The sequence below is a fragment of the Streptomyces sp. NPDC052040 genome (assembly GCF_044548405.1).
Taxonomy (GTDB): Bacteria; Actinomycetota; Actinomycetes; order Streptomycetales; family Streptomycetaceae; genus Streptomyces.
Genome location: NZ_JBIUBV010000022.1, coordinates 18,096 through 36,560, shown reverse-complemented (window position 1 = coordinate 36,560; position 18,465 = coordinate 18,096). Strand labels below are relative to the sequence as shown.

The 18,465-nt window shown below is 72.7% G+C and carries 16 protein-coding genes; 6 read left to right on the top strand and 10 right to left on the bottom strand.

Annotated features, from left to right (window positions below; translation table 11 throughout):
- On the bottom strand, positions 1-489 hold the full coding sequence (locus tag ACIHAA_RS29575) for a hypothetical protein (protein WP_399822504.1): 489 nt from the start codon (positions 487-489) through the stop codon (positions 1-3).
- A gap of 240 nt (positions 490-729) precedes the next feature.
- On the opposite strand from ACIHAA_RS29575, the gene ACIHAA_RS29570 reads away from it, so the two are divergent.
- Positions 730-1,932, top strand: a complete 1,203-nt coding sequence (locus ACIHAA_RS29570) for a hypothetical protein (RefSeq protein ID WP_399822502.1) — start codon at positions 730-732, stop codon at positions 1,930-1,932.
- A gap of 91 nt (positions 1,933-2,023) precedes the next feature.
- On the top strand, positions 2,024-2,314 hold the full coding sequence (locus ACIHAA_RS29565) for a hypothetical protein (RefSeq protein ID WP_399822500.1): 291 nt from the start codon (positions 2,024-2,026) through the stop codon (positions 2,312-2,314).
- Between the two features lie 54 nt (positions 2,315-2,368).
- Here ACIHAA_RS29565 and ACIHAA_RS29560 read toward each other — a convergent pair whose 3' ends face one another.
- Complete coding sequence (locus ACIHAA_RS29560) at positions 2,369-2,839, bottom strand: TIGR03668 family PPOX class F420-dependent oxidoreductase (RefSeq protein ID WP_399822499.1); 471 nt, start codon at positions 2,837-2,839, stop codon at positions 2,369-2,371.
- A 268-nt stretch (positions 2,840-3,107) separates the two neighbouring features.
- Here ACIHAA_RS29560 and ACIHAA_RS29555 point away from each other — a divergent pair, with 268 nt between their 5' ends.
- Positions 3,108-3,404: a hypothetical protein gene (locus tag ACIHAA_RS29555; RefSeq protein ID WP_399822497.1), complete on the top strand. Its 297-nt coding sequence runs from the start codon at positions 3,108-3,110 to the stop codon at positions 3,402-3,404.
- 11 nt (positions 3,405-3,415) lie between these two features.
- Here ACIHAA_RS29555 and ACIHAA_RS29550 read toward each other — a convergent pair whose 3' ends face one another.
- From ACIHAA_RS29550 to ACIHAA_RS29520, 7 genes are all read right to left on the bottom strand, one after another.
- Positions 3,416-3,814, bottom strand: coding sequence for a luciferase family protein (locus tag ACIHAA_RS29550; RefSeq protein ID WP_399822495.1), 399 nt, complete (start codon positions 3,812-3,814; stop codon positions 3,416-3,418).
- 262 nt (positions 3,815-4,076) lie between these two features.
- Positions 4,077-4,760: a response regulator gene (locus ACIHAA_RS29545; RefSeq protein WP_399822494.1), complete on the bottom strand. Its 684-nt coding sequence runs from the start codon at positions 4,758-4,760 to the stop codon at positions 4,077-4,079.
- A gap of 153 nt (positions 4,761-4,913) precedes the next feature.
- The gene (locus ACIHAA_RS29540) at positions 4,914-5,582 is read right to left on the bottom strand and encodes a potassium-transporting ATPase subunit C (RefSeq protein WP_399822492.1); all 669 of its coding nucleotides are present in this window, start codon (positions 5,580-5,582) and stop codon (positions 4,914-4,916) included.
- 24 nt (positions 5,583-5,606) lie between these two features.
- Positions 5,607-7,733 carry a potassium-transporting ATPase subunit KdpB gene (gene kdpB, locus ACIHAA_RS29535; protein ID WP_399822490.1) on the bottom strand — a complete coding sequence of 709 codons (2,127 nt, stop codon included), beginning with the start codon at positions 7,731-7,733 and terminating at the stop codon, positions 5,607-5,609.
- A complete protein-coding gene (kdpA, locus tag ACIHAA_RS29530) occupies positions 7,730-9,394 on the bottom strand; it encodes a potassium-transporting ATPase subunit KdpA (protein ID WP_399822592.1) in 1,665 nt (554 codons plus the stop codon). Before kdpA ends, kdpB begins: the two co-directional genes overlap by 4 nt.
- Positions 9,395-9,426: 32 nt before the next feature.
- Positions 9,427-9,516 carry a K(+)-transporting ATPase subunit F gene (gene kdpF / locus ACIHAA_RS29525; RefSeq protein WP_016434100.1) on the bottom strand — a complete coding sequence of 30 codons (90 nt, stop codon included), beginning with the start codon at positions 9,514-9,516 and terminating at the stop codon, positions 9,427-9,429.
- Between the two features lie 256 nt (positions 9,517-9,772).
- Entirely contained in the window at positions 9,773-11,614 is a 1,842-nt protein-coding gene (locus tag ACIHAA_RS29520) for an APC family permease (RefSeq protein WP_399822487.1), read from the bottom strand.
- Between the two features lie 258 nt (positions 11,615-11,872).
- Between ACIHAA_RS29520 and ACIHAA_RS29515 the strand changes: the two genes are divergently transcribed.
- The gene (locus ACIHAA_RS29515; RefSeq protein WP_399822486.1) at positions 11,873-12,430 is read left to right on the top strand and encodes a hypothetical protein; all 558 of its coding nucleotides are present in this window, start codon (positions 11,873-11,875) and stop codon (positions 12,428-12,430) included.
- A gap of 333 nt (positions 12,431-12,763) precedes the next feature.
- Here ACIHAA_RS29515 and ACIHAA_RS29510 read toward each other — a convergent pair whose 3' ends face one another.
- Positions 12,764-15,253, bottom strand: coding sequence for an ATP-binding protein (locus ACIHAA_RS29510; RefSeq protein ID WP_399822485.1), 2,490 nt, complete (start codon positions 15,251-15,253; stop codon positions 12,764-12,766).
- A 246-nt stretch (positions 15,254-15,499) separates the two neighbouring features.
- On the opposite strand from ACIHAA_RS29510, the gene ACIHAA_RS29505 reads away from it, so the two are divergent.
- The gene (locus ACIHAA_RS29505) at positions 15,500-17,071 is read left to right on the top strand and encodes a Na+/H+ antiporter (RefSeq protein ID WP_399822483.1); all 1,572 of its coding nucleotides are present in this window, start codon (positions 15,500-15,502) and stop codon (positions 17,069-17,071) included.
- A 508-nt stretch (positions 17,072-17,579) separates the two neighbouring features.
- A complete protein-coding gene (locus ACIHAA_RS29500; RefSeq protein ID WP_399822481.1) occupies positions 17,580-18,383 on the top strand; it encodes an SDR family NAD(P)-dependent oxidoreductase in 804 nt (267 codons plus the stop codon).
- Positions 18,384-18,465: the final 82 nt, after the last annotated feature.

Sequence of the window (18,465 nt, the reverse complement as noted above, 5' to 3'; positions counted from 1 at the left end):
TCAGGTACGGCCCTCCCGCTCCTGCGCGTCCTTCAGCGCGGCGGAGGGGGAAGCCCAGCGGGCGCGTACGACGGTGAAACCGTCCTGTTCGGCGTCCCGGCAGACCAGTTCGTCGTCGTCGACGAGCATGCGGACCTCCCGGCCCCGGGACAGCTCCCTGAGCAGCTCCAGCTTGGTGACCCGGGCGGGCCTGCGGTCGCCGTCGGCCCGCATGTACACCCGCCCCTCGGGCAGCCCCTGCGCGGCGAGCCAGGCGAGGGTGTCGCGACGGCAGCGGGCGGGGCGCCCGGTCAGATAGACCAGCTCGCAGTCGGCGGCGGTCCGCAGCGCCAGCGCGACCCCCTCGGCCAGGGGCGGATCCTGCGGGGCGGCGGCGAAGAACGCCGCCCAGTCGCGCGGCTTCCGCTCCAGGAAACGCTGCCGGTGCGCGGTGTCGGCGAGGGTGTTGTCGAGATCGAAGACGGCGACCGGCCTGCTGTTGTTCGTCACCGGCCCACTCTACGGAAGGCGGCCGCGGCACCGGACCGCCCGGCCCGGTGGACGGCCCGCGGAGCGGGGAGCAGGGGGGCCACCCGGACGGCCCAGTGCGGGAGTTCGGCCGCTCGGCACGGACGCCCTCACCTTGTTCAGCACTGAGTCACGACAGACTCTCGTACAGCAGTGGTATACGACCCTTTCATGGCCAAACCTCACGTTGCGGACCGCCTGCCCATAACGCAGGGTCAAGGTGTGAGCGCACTCTCGCCCGCCCCCGCCCCCGAACGGGCCGGTGGCACTGACCGGCGCGTCCGCCTTCCCCTCAGCACCCGGCTGGTGCCCGGTGCCGCACGGGCGCTCGCCCTGTTCGCCGTCATCCGCCTCGCCGGGCTCGCGGCGGTCGCCCTGGCCAATGAGCGCATGGGCCAGCCGCTGCTCAGGGGGCTGGCCCACTCCTGGGACTCGCGCTGGTACCTGCACATCGCCCAGCACGGCTACGGCACCCAGACCCATGTCCTGGCCACCACCGGTGCCGTGCAGCGGGACTGGGCGTTCTTCCCGCTCTATCCGGCGCTCATCCGGGCCGGGTACACCGTCCTGCCGCTCTCCCCGGGCGCGGCCGCGCTGCTGATCGCCTGGGTCGCCGCCGTGGTGGCCGCGTACGGCATCTACACCATCGGCCACCGCCTGTACGGCCGTGCGGTGGCCACCGCGCTCGTCGGGCTGTGGGCCGCCCTGCCCCACTCCGTCGTCCTGGACATCGCCTACACCGAGCCCCTGCTCACCGCCCTCGCCGCCTGGTCGCTGTACGCCCTGCTGCAAAGACGCTGGCTGTGGGCGGGCGGGCTGGCCGCCCTGGCGGGCCTGTCCCGGCCCACGGGGTTCGCCGTGGCCGCCGCGGTGGGCGCGGTGGCGGTGCAGGAGATCGTCCGCAGGCGCGGCCGGGTGCCCGCCGGGCTGTGGATCGGCACCGCCGTCGCACCGCTCGGCTGGGTGGGGTTCGTGCTGTGGGTGGGTGCGCACACGGGCAACCTCTTCGGCGGCTACTTCACGGTGCAGCGCGCCTGGGACTCCCGCTTCGACTTCGGCGTCGGCTCGCTGCACTTCCTCAAGGCGCTGCTCGAACACGGCGGGCGGGCCGTGTACCCGCTGGCCCTGGTGCTCGTGGTGACGGCAGTCCTGCTGTTCTGCCTGCTGTGCATGGACCGCGCACCCCTGCCCCTGATCGTCTACGCGGGCGTCCTGCTGCTGATCACGGTGGGCGGCTCGGGCCCCTACGCCTCGAAGCCGCGCTTTCTGCTGCCCGCCTTCCCCCTGCTGATCCCGCTGGCCCACAGCCTGGCGCGCAGCTGGCGCACGCGCCCGAAGCAGGCCCTGCTGATCGGGGCGACCCTCGCGGCCACCTCCGTGGCCTACGGCACCTATCTCCTGACCGCGGGCCGTACACCGCTGTGAGCGGGGCTTCCGGAAACTCCCCCCGCGTTGTCTCGCCCGTGGCGGACCGGGTACTCGGGGGTGGCCGGAACTCCCTGAGGAGATGACTCGGATGCTGTTGCTCGGACTGCTTCTTCTCGCAGCCACCGTCGCCTTCACCGCTCTGGCGATCGCAGGAAACCTCTCCGGCGGCCCCCAGTACTCGGTGTCGGTGCTGGACCACCACATCGCCACCATCAACACCCTGGCCGTGTTCGCCTCCGGTCTCGCCCTGTCGCTGCTGTTCTGCCTGGGCCTGGCCACCGCGGTGACCGCGGCGACGCACCGGCACACGGCGCGGCCGGCCCGCGTCCGCCGCGACGCCGGGATCGACGAGCGGACGGGGCCCGACCCCCGGCTGTGAGGCAGCGGACCGGGAGCGGCACCCGGCGGTGAGGCAGCGGCCGCGGCGGGGCGGTCACCCGTCCGCGCCGGACCGGTGCGGCTCGGCGGCGCGCCAGCCGGTCCAGCGGTGCACGGCGACCACGACGACCGGTCCGTCCGGCGGGGTCCGCCGGTACTGGGGGTATTTGTGTCCCAGTAGGGCCAGGGCCTCGTCGTACTCCTCGCGGTCGCCTTCCGCGGGGGCGCCGGGCGGCACCGTGCGGGCGCCTCCGTCGGCCCGGACCCACCACAGCCGCTCCCAGTCCTCGTCGTAGGCGTCCGCCAGCAGGCAGACGGCGGGCTGCACGGCGATGTTGTGCAGCCGCTTCAGCCGGTGGGTGCGCTTGGGCTTGCGGTCGACGGCCAGCACGATCCGGTCGTCGCCGCGGCACGCGAACACCACCGGTACGAGATGGGGCCGTCCCGCCTGGTCCACGGTCGCCAGACGCGCCACCCGGGCGTCCGCGAACCGTCGTCGTGCCTCGTGCTCGGGCATCCGTGGCACCGTGCGGCCCTCCTTCCCGCCGCGGCGGCGGTGGGCGTCTCCGGGTACCCGGCGTCCGCGCCGCCTACACGATCACGGCCCGCACGCTCCCGGCGCCGAGGGGCCACCGGGCGGGCGGGTCCGGATGCCGGGGCGGCGGACGGCGGGGCAGACTGGAAGGACGATCCGTGCCGCACCGGCCGGGTGGCGAGATGGCTGCCGTGGCACACGGGGCGGGCACGGAGACCGACGCCGCCCATCGGGCCGACGGGCGGGGAAGGACCGCACCATGACGGCCGATCCCCACTCCGTCTCCGAGACACTGACCTTCGTCTGCGAGGACTGCGGGCGCCTGTGGGACGCGGTGTTCCGGGTCGTGTTCTTCACCGACCAGGCCGGGCTGACCTCGCACGCCTATATCGACGAGCGCGGCCGGGTGCTCAGTTCACCGCTGGCCGACGCGGTCTGCCCGGGGTGCGAGGGCGCGCAGGTGCGTGCCCTCGCACCTGGGCTCGCCGAGCGGGCGCACGCCGCCGAACACGCCGTGCACGGACACCACACCCGTACACCGCATCTGCGGCACTGAACGGGACGGGGTCAGCCGTGGGCGCCCTCCCGCGCACGGGGAAGCACCGTGACCCGGCGGAAGTTGCAGGGCTCGCGGGGCGGTGACTCCGACGGGGGACGCGTCTGGTGGGCGTGCAGCGCCACACTCACCAGGCTCAGCAGCAGGTCGACATCGGTGTCGCAGTCCAGGTGCACGGTCACCCAGCGCGAGCCGGGCACCATCCGGATGGCGGTCGATCCGGCGAGGTCGCCGGAGAAGCGCCGCAGGGCCCCGTTGGTCAGATGCAGGTCCGCCTCGTGGTCGCCGTGGATGTGGACGATCTCGCTGTACCGGGAGCGGAGAGCCCGCCCGGTGCCGCAACTGGCGGGCTCGACCGTGAGGTCGGGCCAGGCCTGAAGTCGCTCCAGGGCGCGCTGGGCCAAAGTCATGACCCCATCGTTGCGTTCTTACTCTCCGGCCACCAGAGGTTGAGGGTTCCGTAACCGGGACGTGAGGTTACCGACCGTGATCCACTGGCCAGGATGTCGGCGGGGCCCCGGACAAACGCGGGGAGGCGGACCCGGGGCCCGTCGTGGACACTACGCCCGGCGCACCGCCGCTCCGACCCCTCATGACGCGACAATGACGGTGAACGTCCCGGTCCTGACGGGCTGTTGACACGCCCGCAGAGGGGGTGCGGGCGGGCGGGGTTCACTCCTCGAAGCGATAGCCCATGCCCGGTTCGGTGATGAGATGGCGGGGGTGCGCGGGGTCCGGCTCCAGCTTGCGCCGCAGTTGGGCCATGTAGACCCGCAGATAGTTGGACTTGTTGCTCCGGGTCACCCCCCAGACCTCCTGGAGGAGTTGCTTCTGGGTGACCAGCCGCCCCGGGTGGTTGACCAGGATCTCCAGCAGCTGCCACTCGGTGGGGGTGAGCCGAATGTCGCGGCCGTCGCGCACCGCCTTCTTGGCCGAGAGGTCGATGGTGAAGGCGTCGGTGGCGATCCGCGGGGGCCGGGGGGTGAGCGGTGTCTGTGCCGAGCGGCGCACCGCGGCCCGCAGTCGGGCGAGCAGTTCGTCCATGCCGAACGGCTTGGTGACGTAGTCGTCGGCGCCCGCGTCGAGGGCGGCCACCTTCTCGTCCGAGGCCCGCCGGGCGGACAGCACCAGCACCGGCACCCGGCTCCAGCCGCGCAGCGCCTTCAGGACGTCCACCCCGTCCATGTCGGGCAGCCCGAGGTCGAGCAGCACCGCGTCGGGCCGGTGGGCGGCGGCGAGGGTCAGGGCGGTGGCGCCGTCGGGGGCCGCGTCCACGTGGTAGCGGCGGGCCTGGAGATTGATCACAAGGGCCCGGACGAGCTGCGGGTCGTCCTCCACCACCAGCACCCGGCTCATGGGTGTACGCCTCCCTTTCTCGTTCGGGCTCGTACGGGTCGTACGGGTCAATACGGCTACGTGCGACCAGTTCCGGGCCGACGCGGGCGGGAGCCGGCGGTCCCGGAGGGTCTCCGGGCCGTCGGCTCCCAGGGGGCGGGCCACGGCGGGCCGTCAGTGCTGCGCCACGAGGTCCTTCAGCGCGATATTGAGCTGGAGGACGTTGACCGTGGGGTCTCCGATGAAGCCGAGGGTGCGGCCCTCGGTGTGGTCCTCGACCAGCTTCTCCACCCGGGCGACGGACAGGCCGTTGCGCTCGGCGACCCGGTGGACCTGGAGCTCCGCGTACTGCGGGGAGATGGCGGGGTCCAGGCCCGAGCCGGAGGAGGTGACCGCGTCGGCGGGCACCTGGGAGGGCTCGACGGTGTAGCCGGGCACCGAGTTGTCCTTGACCACCGCGGCCTTGGCGTCCCGGACCTGCTGGAGCAGGACCTTGCTGTCGGCGGCGAGGTTGGTGGCACCGGACAGCAGCAGCTTGTACCGGGTGTTCACGCTGTTGGTGCCGAGGCCGTTCGCCGGGCGGCCCTGGAACCAGCGCAGATCGGGCTCCGGGCGCTGCGCACCCTTCTTCGGCGGCAGGTCGTAGGACTGCCCGATCAGCGAGGATCCGACGACCTTGCCGTCCGCCTTGATCTCGGAGCCGTTCGCCCGGGAGGGGAAGAGGGCCTGGGCGACACCGGTGACGGCCAACGGGTAGAGGACGCCGGTCACCAGGGTCAGCACGAGCAGGGCACGCAGGCCCGCCCCGAGCAACCGGGCCGTGGTGGATACCGAGTTGTTCATGGTGATCAGCACGCTTTCAAGGCATTACAGCCCGGGGATGAGGGAGATGAGCATGTCGATGATCTTGATCCCGATGAAGGGGGCGATCAGGCCGCCGAGACCGTAGATCCCGAGGTTGCGGCGGAGCATCCGGTCGGCGCTCACCGGCCGGTACTGCACGCCCCGCAGGGACAGCGGCACCAGCGCGATGATGATCAGCGCGTTGAAGACGACCGCGGACAGGATCGCGGAGTCGGGCGACGACAGCTGCATGATGTTCAGCTTGTCCAGGCCGGGGTAGACCGCCGCGAACAGCGCCGGGATGATCGCGAAGTACTTCGCGACGTCGTTGGCGATGGAGAACGTGGTCAGCGCGCCACGGGTGATCAGCAGCTGCTTGCCGATCTCCACGATCTCGATGAGCTTGGTCGGGTTGGAGTCGAGGTCGACCATGTTGCCGGCCTCCTTCGCGGCCGACGTGCCCGTGTTCATCGCCACGCCGACGTCCGCCTGCGCGAGGGCGGGGGCGTCGTTGGTGCCGTCACCGGTCATCGCGACGAGCTTGCCGCCCGCCTGCTCCCGCTTGATCAGCGCCATCTTGTCCTCGGGAGTGGCCTCCGCGAGGAAGTCGTCGACGCCCGCCTCCTGGGCGATCGCCCTGGCGGTCAGCGGGTTGTCCCCGGTGATCATGACGGTCTTGATGCCCATGCGGCGCAGTTCCTCGAACCGCTCCCGCATGCCGTCCTTGACGACGTCCTTGAGATGGATGACGCCCAGCACCCGGGCGCCCCCGTCGTCCTGGACCGCCACCAGCAGCGGGGTGCCGCCGGCCTCCGAGATCGTCTGGGCGATCCGGTCCGCGTCCTCGGCGACCGTGCCGCCCTGCTCCTGCACCCAGGTGATGACCGAGCCCGCCGCGCCCTTGCGGATCCTGCGCCCGTCGACGTCCACACCCGACATCCGGGTCTGAGCCGTGAAGGCGATCCACTCGGCGCCGGCCAATTCGCCCTGGTGGCGCTCGCGCAGCCCGTACTTCTCCTTCGCGAGGACGACCACGGAGCGGCCCTCGGGGGTCTCGTCGGCGAGCGACGACAGCTGGGCGGCGTCGGCGACCTCCGCCTCGGTGGTGCCGCGGACCGGGAGGAACTCGGCGGCCTGCCGGTTGCCCAGGGTGATGGTGCCGGTCTTGTCGAGCAGCAGCGTGGAGACGTCGCCCGCCGCCTCCACCGCCCGTCCGGACATGGCGAGGACGTTGCGCTGGACCAGCCGGTCCATGCCCGCGATACCGATGGCGGACAGCAGCGCGCCGATGGTGGTCGGGATCAGGCAGACCAGCAGCGCCACCAGCACGACCATCGTCAGATGGGTGCCCGCGTAGTCGGCGAGCGGCGGCAGGGTCGCCACCGCGAGGAGGAAGACGATGGTGAGCGAGGCCAGCAGGATGTTGAGCGCGATCTCGTTCGGCGTCTTCTGCCGGGCGGCGCCCTCGACCAGGTTGATCATGCGGTCGATGAAGGTCTCGCCGGGCTTGGTGGTGATCTTGACGACGATGCGGTCGGAGAGCACCTTGGTGCCGCCGGTGACCGCGGACCGGTCGCCGCCGGACTCGCGGATGACGGGGGCCGACTCGCCGGTGATCGCCGACTCGTCGACGGAGGCGACGCCCTCGACGACGTCACCGTCGCCGGGGATGATGTCGCCCGCCTCACAGACCACCAGGTCGCCGATGCGCAGCTCGGTGCCCGGTACGCACTCCTCGGCGCCGTTCACCAGGCGCCGGGCGACGGTGTCGGTCTTGGCCTTGCGCAGGGTGTCGGCCTGCGCCTTGCCGCGGCCCTCGGCGACCGCCTCCGCCAGGTTGGCGAAGACGACGGTCAGCCACAGCCAGGCGCTGATGGCCCAGCCGAACCAGTCGCCCGGGTCCTTGAAGGAGAAGACGGTCGTCAGGACGGAGCCGATCCACACCACGAACATGACGGGGGACTTGACCATCACCCGCGGATCGAGCTTGCGGAAGGCGTCCGGCAGTGACCTGACCAGCTGCTTGGCGTCGAAGAGACCCGCGCCCACGCGGCCCTCGTCCTTGTGGCCGGTCGGCACATCGCTGTGCGGCGCCCGGGTCGGGGTGGCTGTGGACATGGTGTCCTCGTGCTTCTGGGTGTCGGTGGTCATGACGCCAGCCCCTCGGCCAGCGGACCCAGCGCCAGCGCCGGGAAGTAGGTCAGACCGGTGATGATCAGGATCGCGCCCACGAGGAGGCTCGTGAACAGCGGCTTCTCGGTGCGCAGGGTGCCCGCGGTGACCGGTACCGGCTTCTGCTGGGCCAGCGAGCCGGCCAGGGCCAGGACGAACACCATCGGCAGGAAGCGGCCGAGCAGCATCGCAAGTCCCGTCATGGTGTTGAACCAGTCCGTGTTCGCGTTCAGGCCCGCGAAGGCCGAGCCGTTGTTGTTGGCGGCGGAGGTGAAGGCGTACAGGATCTCGGAGAAGCCGTGCGCGCCGGAGTTGAGCATCGAGTGCGGCGGGGTCGGCAGGGCCATGGACAGCGCGGTGAACACGAGGACCAGGGCCGGGGTGATCAGGATGTAGACGGCCGCCAGTTTGATCTCGCGGGAGCCGATCTTCTTGCCGAGGTACTCGGGTGTGCGGCCGACCATCAGACCGGCGATGAACACCGCGATGACCGCCATGATCAGGATGCCGTAGAGACCGGATCCGGTGCCGCCCGGCGCGATCTCGCCCAGCATCATGCTGAGCATGGTGATGCCGCCGCCGAGCCCGGTGAAGGAGGAGTGGAAGGAGTCCACCGCGCCGGTCGAGGTGAGCGTGGTCGCCACCGCGAAGATCGACGAGCCGCCGACGCCGAAGCGGACCTCCTTGCCCTCCATCGCGCCGCCCGCGGCCTGGAGCGCCGGGCCGTGGTGGGCGAACTCGGTCCACATCATCAGCGCGGTGAAGCCGATCCAGATGGCGGCCATGGTGGCGAGGATCGCGTAGCCCTGGCGCACCGAGCCGACCATGATGCCGAAGGTGCGGGTGAGCGCGAAGGGGATCAGCAGGATCAGGAAGATCTCGAAGAGGTTGGTGAAGGGCGTCGGGTTCTCGAAGGGGTGGGCGGAGTTGGCGTTGAAGTAGCCGCCGCCGTTGGTGCCCAGCTCCTTGATGGCCTCCTGGCTGGCGACGGCGCCGCCGTTCCACTGCTGGGAGCCGCCCATGAACTGGCCGACGGCGTGGATGCCGGAGAAGTTCTGGAGGGCGCCGCAGGCGACCAGGACGACCGCGGCGACCGCGGCGAGCGGCAGCAGGACGCGGACGGTGCCGCGGACCAGGTCGGCCCAGAAGTTGCCCAGTTCGCCGGTGCGGGCCCGGACGAAGCCGCGCACCAGCGCGACCGCGACCGCGATGCCGACGGCCGCGGAGACGAAGTTCTGCACGGCCAGTCCGGCGGTCTGCACGACATGGCCCATGGCCTGTTCGCCGTAGTACGACTGCCAGTTGGTGTTGGTCACGAAGGACGCGGCGGTGTTGAAGGCCTGCGCGGGCTCGATCGAGGAGAAGCCGAGGGAGCCGGGCAGCACGCCCTGGAGCCGCTGGAGCAGATAGAGGAAGAGCACGCCCGCGGTGGAGAAGGCGAGGACACCGCGCAGATAGGCGGGCCAGCGCATCTCGACGTCGGGGTCGGCACCGATGCCCCGGTAGATCCACTTCTCGATCCGCAGATGCCGGTCGGAGGAGTAGACCCGGGCCAGGTAGGAGCCGAGGGGGATGTACGCGAGTGCCAGCGCCGCTATCAGGGCGAGCAGCTGGAGCGCTCCGGCGAGGACGGGACTCATGTAACCCGCCGCGGTAGCAGCTGTTGTCACCGTCAGAACCTCTCCGGGAAGATCAGGGCGAGGACGAGATAGCCCAGCAGGGCGACGGCCACGACCAGGCCGACGATGTTCTCGGCGGTCACAGCTTGGTCACCCCCTTGGCGGCGAGGGCCACCAGCGCGAAGACCGCGAGGATGGTGACGACGAAGGCCACATCGGCCATCGTGAACTCCTGGATGAGGTTCGGATCGGACTGGAACGGTTCGAGGAAACCGTCTTTCCGGCCGGATTCGGCCGCCGTTGACGGGTCCCTTACGGGGGGCGTCGGGCCTTTGACGGGACTCTTACGGACCCCGCCGCGACCTGGGGCGAGGCACGGCCGACCGGCGCGCCGATTCGTCAGAACAGCCGGAAGCGCAGTCGGCAGATCACCGCGTCGGTCTCCCGTCGCACGGCATGGGCGACCACGGCACCGCGCTGGTTCTGGAGCAGCCGCTGCCACAGCCGCTCGGGCTCGGTCTCGGGGATCAGCACGGTCACCCGGGTGGCCGGTTCCGCGGCGGCGGCCTCCCGGACGTAGGCGGCGATCGGCCGTCCCAGGGCGCGCCGCTCGGCGGTGAGCCGGACCAGGGGCACACCGGGGTCCCACGCGGCCCAGGCGCGCTCCAGGGCGTGCAGCTGGGCCCGGTCCTCGGCGTCGGGATGGCACACGGTGACCGCGCGCACCTCGTCACCGAGGGAGGCGGCGGCGGTCAGCGCCTCGGAGGTGAGCCGGGACAGGGACGAGACCGGGACGATCACCAGGGACCGGTCGCGGTGCGGCGGCTCGGGTATGCGGCCCAGTCCGAGTCGGTCGCCGATCCGGGCGTAGGCACGGTGGACGGTCTCGAAGGCGGCGACCAGCAGCGGCAGGGCGATCGCCACCAGCCAGGCGCCGTCGGCGAACTTGGAGGCCGTCACGACCACCGTGGCGACCGCGGTGAGTACCGCCCCGAAGCCGTTGAGCAGCGCCTTGCCGCGCCATCCGCGGCTCCGCTCGGCACGCCAGTGCCGGACCATGCCGATCTGGGCCACCGTGAAGCCGACGAACACCCCGATGGCGAACAGCGGCACCAGGGTGTTGGTGTCGCCGCCGGAGAAGACCAGCAGTGCCGCGGAGACGAGGGCCAGGGCGAGCACGCCGTGGCGGTGGACCTGGCGGTCGGCCTTCAGGGCGAAGACATGGGGGAGGTAGTTGTCGCGCGCGAGCAGCTTCAGCAGCACCGGCAGGCCGCCGAAGGAGGTGTTCGCGGACAGGGCGAGCAGGATCATCGTCGCGAACTGGATGACGTAGAAAGCCCCGTTGTGGCCGAGTGAGGCGTCGGCGAGCTGGGCGAGGACCGTGACACCCGCCACCGGCTGGAGGTGGAAGCGGGAGATCAGGACCGACAGGCCGACCAGCATCAGACCGAGCACGGCACCGAGCGCCACCTCCGCCCGCTGGGCCCGCCTGACCCGCGGGACACGGAAGGAGGGCACCGCGTTCGCGATGGCCTCGACCCCGGTCAGGGCGCTGCACCCGGAGGCGAAGGCCTTCAGCAGGAGCAGGGCGCCCACGGAGGTGGCGTTGTCCGCCAGCACCGAGGCGTGTCCCTCGGCGGCGGCCGTGCTCACGGGTGCGGAGCGGAGGAGGCCGGACACGATCAGCACGAAGATCGCGCCGACGAAGACGACGGTGGGCACGATGAACACCCGCGCGGACTCCACGATGCCGCGCAGATTCACCCCCGTGACCAGCACGAGCACGGCCAGGCACAGCCACAGCCGGTCGCCGTAGAGCCCGGGGAAGGCGGAGGTGAGGGCGGCGACCCCGGCGGTGACGGCCACGGCGACGTTCAGTACGTAGTCCAGGACCAGGGAGGCGGCGGCCACCAGGCTGGTGCGCGCGCCGAGATGGGCCCGGGCGACGGCGTAGGAGCCGCCGCCGTCCGGGAACGCGGCGATGACCTGGCGGTAGGAGGCCACCAGCACCGCCAGCAGGGCCGCGATGGCGAGCGTCACCGGCACCGTGAAGCCGAGCCCGTGCGCGCCTGCGGCGGCCAGGACCAGAACGATCGCCTCGGGACCGTAGGCCACCGACGCCATGGCGTCCAGGGAGAGCGCGGCCAGTCCGGTGACGGCGGTCAGCCGGTGGCGCTCCCCGGCGTCCGGCGGCTCCTCCCCTGCGGGCACGGCCCCGGGTTCGGCGGTCAGAAGGGACATGGGCGGGCGCTCCTTCGTGCGGGAGCCGCATGCGGAGAGGCATGCGGGTGCACCCAGGTTCTGGCCGCTTCCGGCCTGATCCGAGCGCTCATTGCGGTTTCTTCGCGCCGCGCCCGGCGACCTTGACGGCGCCTTGACGCCCGGTGTGACGGGGGCGACAGCCGGGGGCGCTGCGGCGGCGTCAAGAAGCGCCGGGGACACGTCAGGGTCGTATCAAGGTGCGCCCGGCCGGTGCCCCGGCTGTCTACCGTCGGTGTCATGGAAGGCCGCGACTACGCGCGACACGAGGTGGCCGGTGTCCCCACGGCGGGACCCGGCGCGGTGGTGTCCGACCGCCGCTGGGCGAAGGAGCTGTACAGCTCGGTCCGCTGTGCGGCCGCCCTTCTGGTGATGCTGCTGCTCATCGACTGGGCCGCGGGTGATCTCACCGGATGGCGGGCCGCGCTGTGGTGCGCGCTGGCCCTGCTGCTCTTCCTGGTGCTGTGCCCGCGGCGGGTCTTCGCGGGCGAGGGCTGGCTGGCCTCGCGCGGCCTGCTGCGCACCCGCCGGGTCCGTACCGATCTGCTGGTGTCGGTGCGCTGTCTGGACGGCGTCTGCCAGCGGCTGGTGTTCCGGGACGTCTTCGGCAGCCGGGTCGAGATCGATCCGCAGGTGCTGGTGGACAACCCCGGGCTGTGGCACCGGCTGGACGAGGACGTACGGAAGTCCTCGGAGCCGGACGGCCTGCTGTGCGGGCAGACCGCACTGCACCGCGTCCGCCTGCGCATCGACCGCGAGACCGCCCGGACGGTCTTCAAGGTGTCGGGGCTGGAGTAGGGCGGCGGGGGGTACGGCGCCGGGGCCTGGGACGCGGGACATTCGAGCCCCTGTCGCCACCGCTCGGCCGTCGTCGGCCGGGACCGTGGGTCAGGCGCGGGGCGCGCCCGGCTGGTCGGCTGGAGCCGCGCGGCCGGCCGTCTGAGCCCGTACGGTCGGCCCGCGATCCGCGAGTCCGCTCCTCGTCCCAACCGCGGGTCTGCCATCACCCCTCCCGGCAGCGCCGGTCCCGCCGACGGCGAGCTGGACCCGGTCGTGTCCCGGCTCCCGGCCCGCGCTCGGTGACCGCGGCTCAGGGGCACTCCCTGCCCACCCCGGCACCCGGCCCCCTGCTCAAGGGGTGCCGCCGCGTACGCCCTGCGGTTGCCCGGACGGCACGGCGACGGGCAGGGACAGCACCATCGTCAGTCCGCCGCCGGGGGTGTCCTCCGGGGTCAGGGTGCCGTGCATCGCCTCGGTCAGGCCCTTGGACAGGGCGAGCCCGAGCCCCAGGCCGGTGGTGTTGTCGCGGTCGCCGAGGCGCTGGAAGGGCTCGAAGAGCCGCTCGCGCCCGGCGGGAGGCAGGCCGGGGCCGCGGTCCACGACGCGCAGTTCGACCCGGTCCGCCAGGGCGCTCGCGGTGACCAGCACCGGGGTGCCGGGCGGAGTGTGGCGGGCGGCGTTGCCGACCAGGTTGGCGATCACCCGTTCCAGCAGGGGCGGGTCGGCCAGCACGGCGGGGATGTCCTCCGGGGCGGCGGCCTCTGCCGCGGGGACGTCGGCGAGTGCCGTCGGCAGAATCTCCTCCAGCGCGGTGGCGCGCAGGTTCAGAGTGAGGGCGCCCGCCTCCAGCCGGCTGAGGTCGAGCAGGTTCTCCACCAGCCGGCTGAGCTTCGCCATGGACTCGTCGGCGGTGGCGAGGAGTTCGTCCCGGTCCTGGGCCGAGAAGCGCACCTCGCGGCTGCGCAGCGAGGTGACGGCGGCCCAGCCCGCGGCCAGCGGGGTGCGCAGATCGTGGCCGACGGCCCGCAGCAGCGCCGTACGCATCCGGTCGGCGGCCCGCACCGGCTCGACCTCGGCGGCGGCCTCCGCCAGCCGGGCCCGCTCGACGGCGGATCCGACATGCGCGGCGAAGGCGGCGAGGACCCTGCGCTCAGAGGACGACAGGGCGCGGCCGCGCAGCACCAGAAAGGCACCGGGTCCCGCCGGTACGGCGGTGACGCCCTCGGCGGCGGGCGGCTCATCCACCAGTTCGACGGACGCCATGCCGAACGTCTCGCGGGTCCGTTCCAGGAGCGCCGGGATCGTCTGGCCGCCGCGGACGATGCTGCCCGCGAGCGAGGACATGGTCTCCGCCTCGGCGGTGGTCCGGGCCGAGCGCCGGGACAGCCGCAGCGAGCGGTCGACGACCCCGGCCACGGTGGCGGCCACCACGGCGAACACCCCGAGCGCGAGCAGCGCGTTGGCATCGTCCAGGGTGAACTGCCCGACGGGCGGGATGAACCAGTAGTTCAGCAGCAGCGAGGCGGTCACGGACGCGATCACGGCCGAGGCGACCCCGCCGATGCAGGCCACGCCGACCACGGCGAGCAGGAACAGCAGGGCCTCGCTGGTCAGGTTCACGGTGCCGCGGATCTGGGCCAGGACGGCGGTGAGCAGCACGGGCAGCACCAGTCCGGCCACCGGCCCGGCGACCAGGCGGGAGGTCGACAGGGTGCGGCGGCGCGACGGCAGCAGGGTGCCCCGCCCGGCGCGCTCGTGCGTCACCCGGTGCACATCGATGTCCCCGCTGAGGGCGGTCACGGTCTCCCCGGTGCCGAGGCCGGTCAGGAACCGCTCCAGACGGCCCCGGCGGCTGCTGCCCAGGACGAGCTGGGTGGCGTTCTCGGCGCGCGCGAACTCCACCAGTGCGGTGGCGACGTCGTCGCCGACGATCGAGTGGTAGCTGCCGCCGAGGTCCTCGACGAGCCGCCGCTGCCGGGCCAGGGAGGCGTGCGAGACACCGGCGGCGAGCCCGTCGCTGCGGGCCACGTGCACGGCGAGCAGATCTCCTCCCGCCGACCGGTCGGCGATCCGGGCCGCCCGCCGGATGAGGGTGTCGCCCTCCGGGCCCCCGGTGAGCGCGACCACCACCCGCTCCCGGGTCTCCCAGACCCCGCCGATGGCGTGCTCGGCCCGGTAGGACTGGAGCGCGTCGTCGACCCGGTCGGCGACCCACAGCAGGGCCAGTTGGCGCAGCGCGGTCAGGTTGCCGGGCCGGAAGTAGTGGGCGAGGGCCGCGTCGATCTTCTCCGGCGGGGAGATGTTGCCGTGCGCCATCCGGCGGCGCAGCCCTTCGGGCGGGATGTCCACCAGTTCGATCTGGTCGGCGCGGCGTACGACGTCGTCCGGGACCGTCTCGTGCTGGGGCACCCCGGTGATCTTCTCGGCGACGTCCTTGAGGGACTCCAGATGCTGGATGTTGACCGTGGTGACGACCTCGATCCCGGCCGCCAGCAGCCGTTCGACGTCCTGCCAGCGCTTGGGGTTGCGGTCGCCGCCGGGCACATTGGTGTGCGCCAGGTCGTCCACGAGTACGACCTCGGGGCGGCGCCGCAGCACCGCGTCGAGGTCCAGCTCCGGGAACAGTCCCGTGCGGTAGGGGCACTGCGCCCGCTCCACGGCCTCCAGGCCCCGGAGCATCTCCTCGGTGCGCGGCCGCCCGTGGCACTCCGCGAATCCGACGACCACATCCGTGCCGCGGGCGGCGCGGCGCCGCCCCTCGTCGAGCATCCGGTACGTCTTGCCGACCCCCGGTGCGGCCCCGAGGTAGACCTTCAGACGTCCGGGCCGTACGTCACTCATGGCAGCCGAAACGCTCCGCTCACTGGCTCAACACCCCCGTGGGCAAGGGTGACTCTGGTGTCCGCTGCTCCCACGAAAAGCCCCTCCGGGGCCGGTCGGGGCCGCCGTTGGCGGATCCTTGGCGCGGCCCCCGTGGACCTTGACGCCGCCTTGACGCGGCCAAGACCGGATAGGGTGTGCCGCGGTGTGCCGGGAAGTCTGGTCGGCTGGGAGCCGTCCGGGCTCCCCTCGAAACCGGGGGACGGCATGCGCAGCGTAGGGACGGTTCTCGCACTCGTGGTCCTGGCCACGGTGGTGGCGACGTTCGCCCGCCGGTGGCGGATTCCGGCACCCTCCCTGCTGGTCGTCGCCGGTCTGGCCGTGGCCCTGCTGCCGGGCACCCCGGAGATCCGGATCAGTCCCGAGGTCATCGGTCTTGTCGTGCTGCCGCCCCTGCTGTACGCGAGCGCCGAGGAGATGTCCTGGCGGGAGCTGCGCGCGGTGTGGAAGCCGGTCGGGATACTCGCGGTGGGGCTGGTGCTGGCGTCGGCGGCCGCGGTCGCCCTGGTGGCGTCGCTGGTGACACCGCTGCCGTGGCAGATGGCGTTGGTGCTGGGCGCGGTCCTCGCGAGCACCGATCCGGTGGCGGTCACCGCGCTCGGCCGACGGCTGGCGCTGCCGCCGAAGGTGCAGGTACTGGTCCAGGCGGAGAGCCTGTTCAACGACGCGACCTCGCTGGTGCTGTTCCGGGTGGCGGTCGGTGTCGCGGTGGCGGCGGGCGCGGCGCACTGGGACTCGGCGGGCGGCGAGTTCCTGGTACTCGCGGGCGGCGGCACGGTGATCGGTGCCGCGCTGGCCGGGGTGGTGGCGCTGATCCGGCGGCGCACCGAGGACCCGGTCCTGGAGACGGTGATAGCGCTGGTCACCCCGTATGCCGCCTATGTTCTCGCGGAGGCGGCGCACACCTCGGGTGTCACCTCGGTGGTGGTGGCGGGGGTGGTCCTGGGCGGTCGGGGCGACCGGCTGACCAACGCCCGCATCCGGCTGCAACTGCACGCGGTGTACGGCACGGTGGTGTTCCTGCTGGAGAGCGTGGTCTTCAGCCTGATCGGGCTGGCCCTGCCCACCCAGGTGCGGGCGCTGGGGGACGGCGGCCGGGCCTGGCCGCTGTACGCGCTCGCCGTCGCCGCGACCCTCGTCGCCGTGCGGCTGCTGTGGCTCGCGCCGCTGTCGGCGGTGGTGCAGCGCAAGGGCGGGATCCAGCGCATGAACTGGCGGGTGCCACTGGTGCTGACCTGGGCCGGGACCCGGGGTGTGATGCCGCTGGCGGCCGCCCTGTCCATTCCGGTGACCGCCGGGGACGGTACGGCGCTGCCGGGACGGCCCCTGGTGCTGGTGCTGACGACCTCGGTGGTGGTGGTCACGCTGGTGGTGCAAGGGTTCACCCTGGCTCCGGCCGTCCGCCGCTCGGGCATCGCGCTTGAGCCGGACCACACCGAGCGGGAGGAGGCGGCGGCGCGCTGCCGTCTGGCCGGCGCGGGCATGCGCCGCCTGGACGAACTGGCGGCGCTCCAGGCCGCCCCCGAGGTGGTCCTGGACCGGCTGCGCCGGGGCCTGAGCGCCCGTCTCGACGACGCCCGCGAGCGGCTGGAGGACACCGGCGGTCCGGCGCCCGGGGAGTCCGCCGACCTGGTCTACCGCCAGTTGCGGCGGGACCTGATAGCGGTGGAGGCGGCCGAACTGCGGCGCCTGTTCGACGACCACGCCGTCAGCGACACGACCAGGCGGCGGCTCCAGCGCTCCCTGGACCTGGAGGAGGCGCGTCTTTCGGACGCGTGAGCCCGGGTCGTCCGGGCGGCCCGGGCGGTGACGCCAGGGAGGTGGCACGGCGTCAGGGCGGCGTATGGGAGGTCGTGTCCCGCTTGCCGGGGCGCCCGCGGAACACTTCGATGGACGGCGTGAACAGCGCATGGCTTCTGCTCGACCGGCCGCCGAGTCCCGGCGCGACCCGTCGTGCGCTCAGGGCCTCTCGTTGGGATCATGCCGGGCTCGCGGGGTCTGGCACCGCACCTCGCGGCGTTGTCGTCGGTTGCCATGGCTCCGCCATGACGCCCTCCTCCGCCTTGCGACGCACGGCACCAGACCCCGCTCCCTGACCCGGCCCGACCCAAACGAAAAACCCTAGCTGTCCGCAGACGCCCGCGTCCGCCGCAGTCCGCTGACGCCCGTCCGCCTTCCGCAGCCGGGGGCGCCGTGACCCGCGTCCGGCGCCCCCTCCCCCGTATCCGCACGCCACCGGCGCCCCGCCCCGGGGTGTCCGGGCGTGCCCGCACTTCTGGAGTGGACCATGTCCGGCCTTTCGACCCGTACCGTCCTGGTCACCGGAGCCACCACCGGTGTCGGCCTGGAGACCGCCCGGCTGCTCGCCGGGCGGGGCGCCACCGTGCTGCTGCACGGCCGCACCCCCGAGGAGGCCGAAACTGCCGTGGAGCACCTCGTCGCCACCACCGCCGCGGACTCGGCCCGACTCCGGCCGTACGCAGCCGACTTCGCGCACCTGGCGGAGGTGGAGTCCCTGGCGCGCCGGGTGCTGCGGGCGCATCCGCGGCTGGATGTGCTGGTGAACAACGCCGGGATGGCGGCGCCGGAACGCCACACCCGCACCGCGGACGGCAACGAGATCGCCCTCCAGGTGAACTTTCTCGCCCACTACCTGCTGACCTGCCTGCTGGAGCCCGCGCTGACCGGGGAGCCCGGCGGCCGGGTGGTGAACGTGTCCTCGTCCCTGCACCGCACGGGCTCCATCCAGTGGTCCGACCCGCACCGTGCCCGCCGCTACTCCCGGCTCGCCGCCTACGCGCAGTCGCAGCTGGCCCTGACCGTCTTCGCCGCCGATCCCCGGGTCACCGCGGTCTCGGTGCACCCGGGCGTCTGCGACACCGCGCTGCTGCCGCTCTACGGCCTGGAGGGCGCCACCCCGGCCGAGGGCGCGACCCATGTGGTCCGGCTGTGCGACCCGGCGGTGGAGATCGTCAACGGCGCCTACTACGAAGGTGACGAGCGCGTCGAGCCCGCTCCGGCCGCCCGGGAGGAGCGCACGGTCAGGCGGCTGGGCAGGCTGGCGGACGCCCTGGTCGGCCGCGCCGCCTGACGGTCCGGGCCCGCGGCGGGGAGGGACGGCGGGGCGGGAAAGCAGCGGCGTACGTCATGACCCTGCGTGTTCGCCGCGGCCG

Coding starts and splice junctions, on each gene's coding strand:
- ACIHAA_RS29510 (WP_399822485.1), bottom strand. CDS start 15,253: ATGAGTGACGTACGGCCCGGACGTCTGAAGGTCTACCTCGGGGCCGCA.
- kdpA (WP_399822592.1), bottom strand. CDS start 9,394: ATGAGTCCCGTCCTCGCCGGAGCGCTCCAGCTGCTCGCCCTGATAGCG.
- ACIHAA_RS29500 (WP_399822481.1), top strand. CDS start 17,580: ATGTCCGGCCTTTCGACCCGTACCGTCCTGGTCACCGGAGCCACCACC.
- ACIHAA_RS29505 (WP_399822483.1), top strand. CDS start 15,500: ATGCGCAGCGTAGGGACGGTTCTCGCACTCGTGGTCCTGGCCACGGTG.
- ACIHAA_RS29550 (WP_399822495.1), bottom strand. CDS start 3,814: ATGACTTTGGCCCAGCGCGCCCTGGAGCGACTTCAGGCCTGGCCCGAC.
- ACIHAA_RS29540 (WP_399822492.1), bottom strand. CDS start 5,582: ATGAACAACTCGGTATCCACCACGGCCCGGTTGCTCGGGGCGGGCCTG.
- ACIHAA_RS29515 (WP_399822486.1), top strand. CDS start 11,873: ATGGAAGGCCGCGACTACGCGCGACACGAGGTGGCCGGTGTCCCCACG.
- kdpB (WP_399822490.1), bottom strand. CDS start 7,733: ATGACCACCGACACCCAGAAGCACGAGGACACCATGTCCACAGCCACC.
- ACIHAA_RS29565 (WP_399822500.1), top strand. CDS start 2,024: ATGCTGTTGCTCGGACTGCTTCTTCTCGCAGCCACCGTCGCCTTCACC.
- ACIHAA_RS29555 (WP_399822497.1), top strand. CDS start 3,108: ATGACGGCCGATCCCCACTCCGTCTCCGAGACACTGACCTTCGTCTGC.
- ACIHAA_RS29520 (WP_399822487.1), bottom strand. CDS start 11,614: ATGTCCCTTCTGACCGCCGAACCCGGGGCCGTGCCCGCAGGGGAGGAG.
- ACIHAA_RS29545 (WP_399822494.1), bottom strand. CDS start 4,760: ATGAGCCGGGTGCTGGTGGTGGAGGACGACCCGCAGCTCGTCCGGGCC.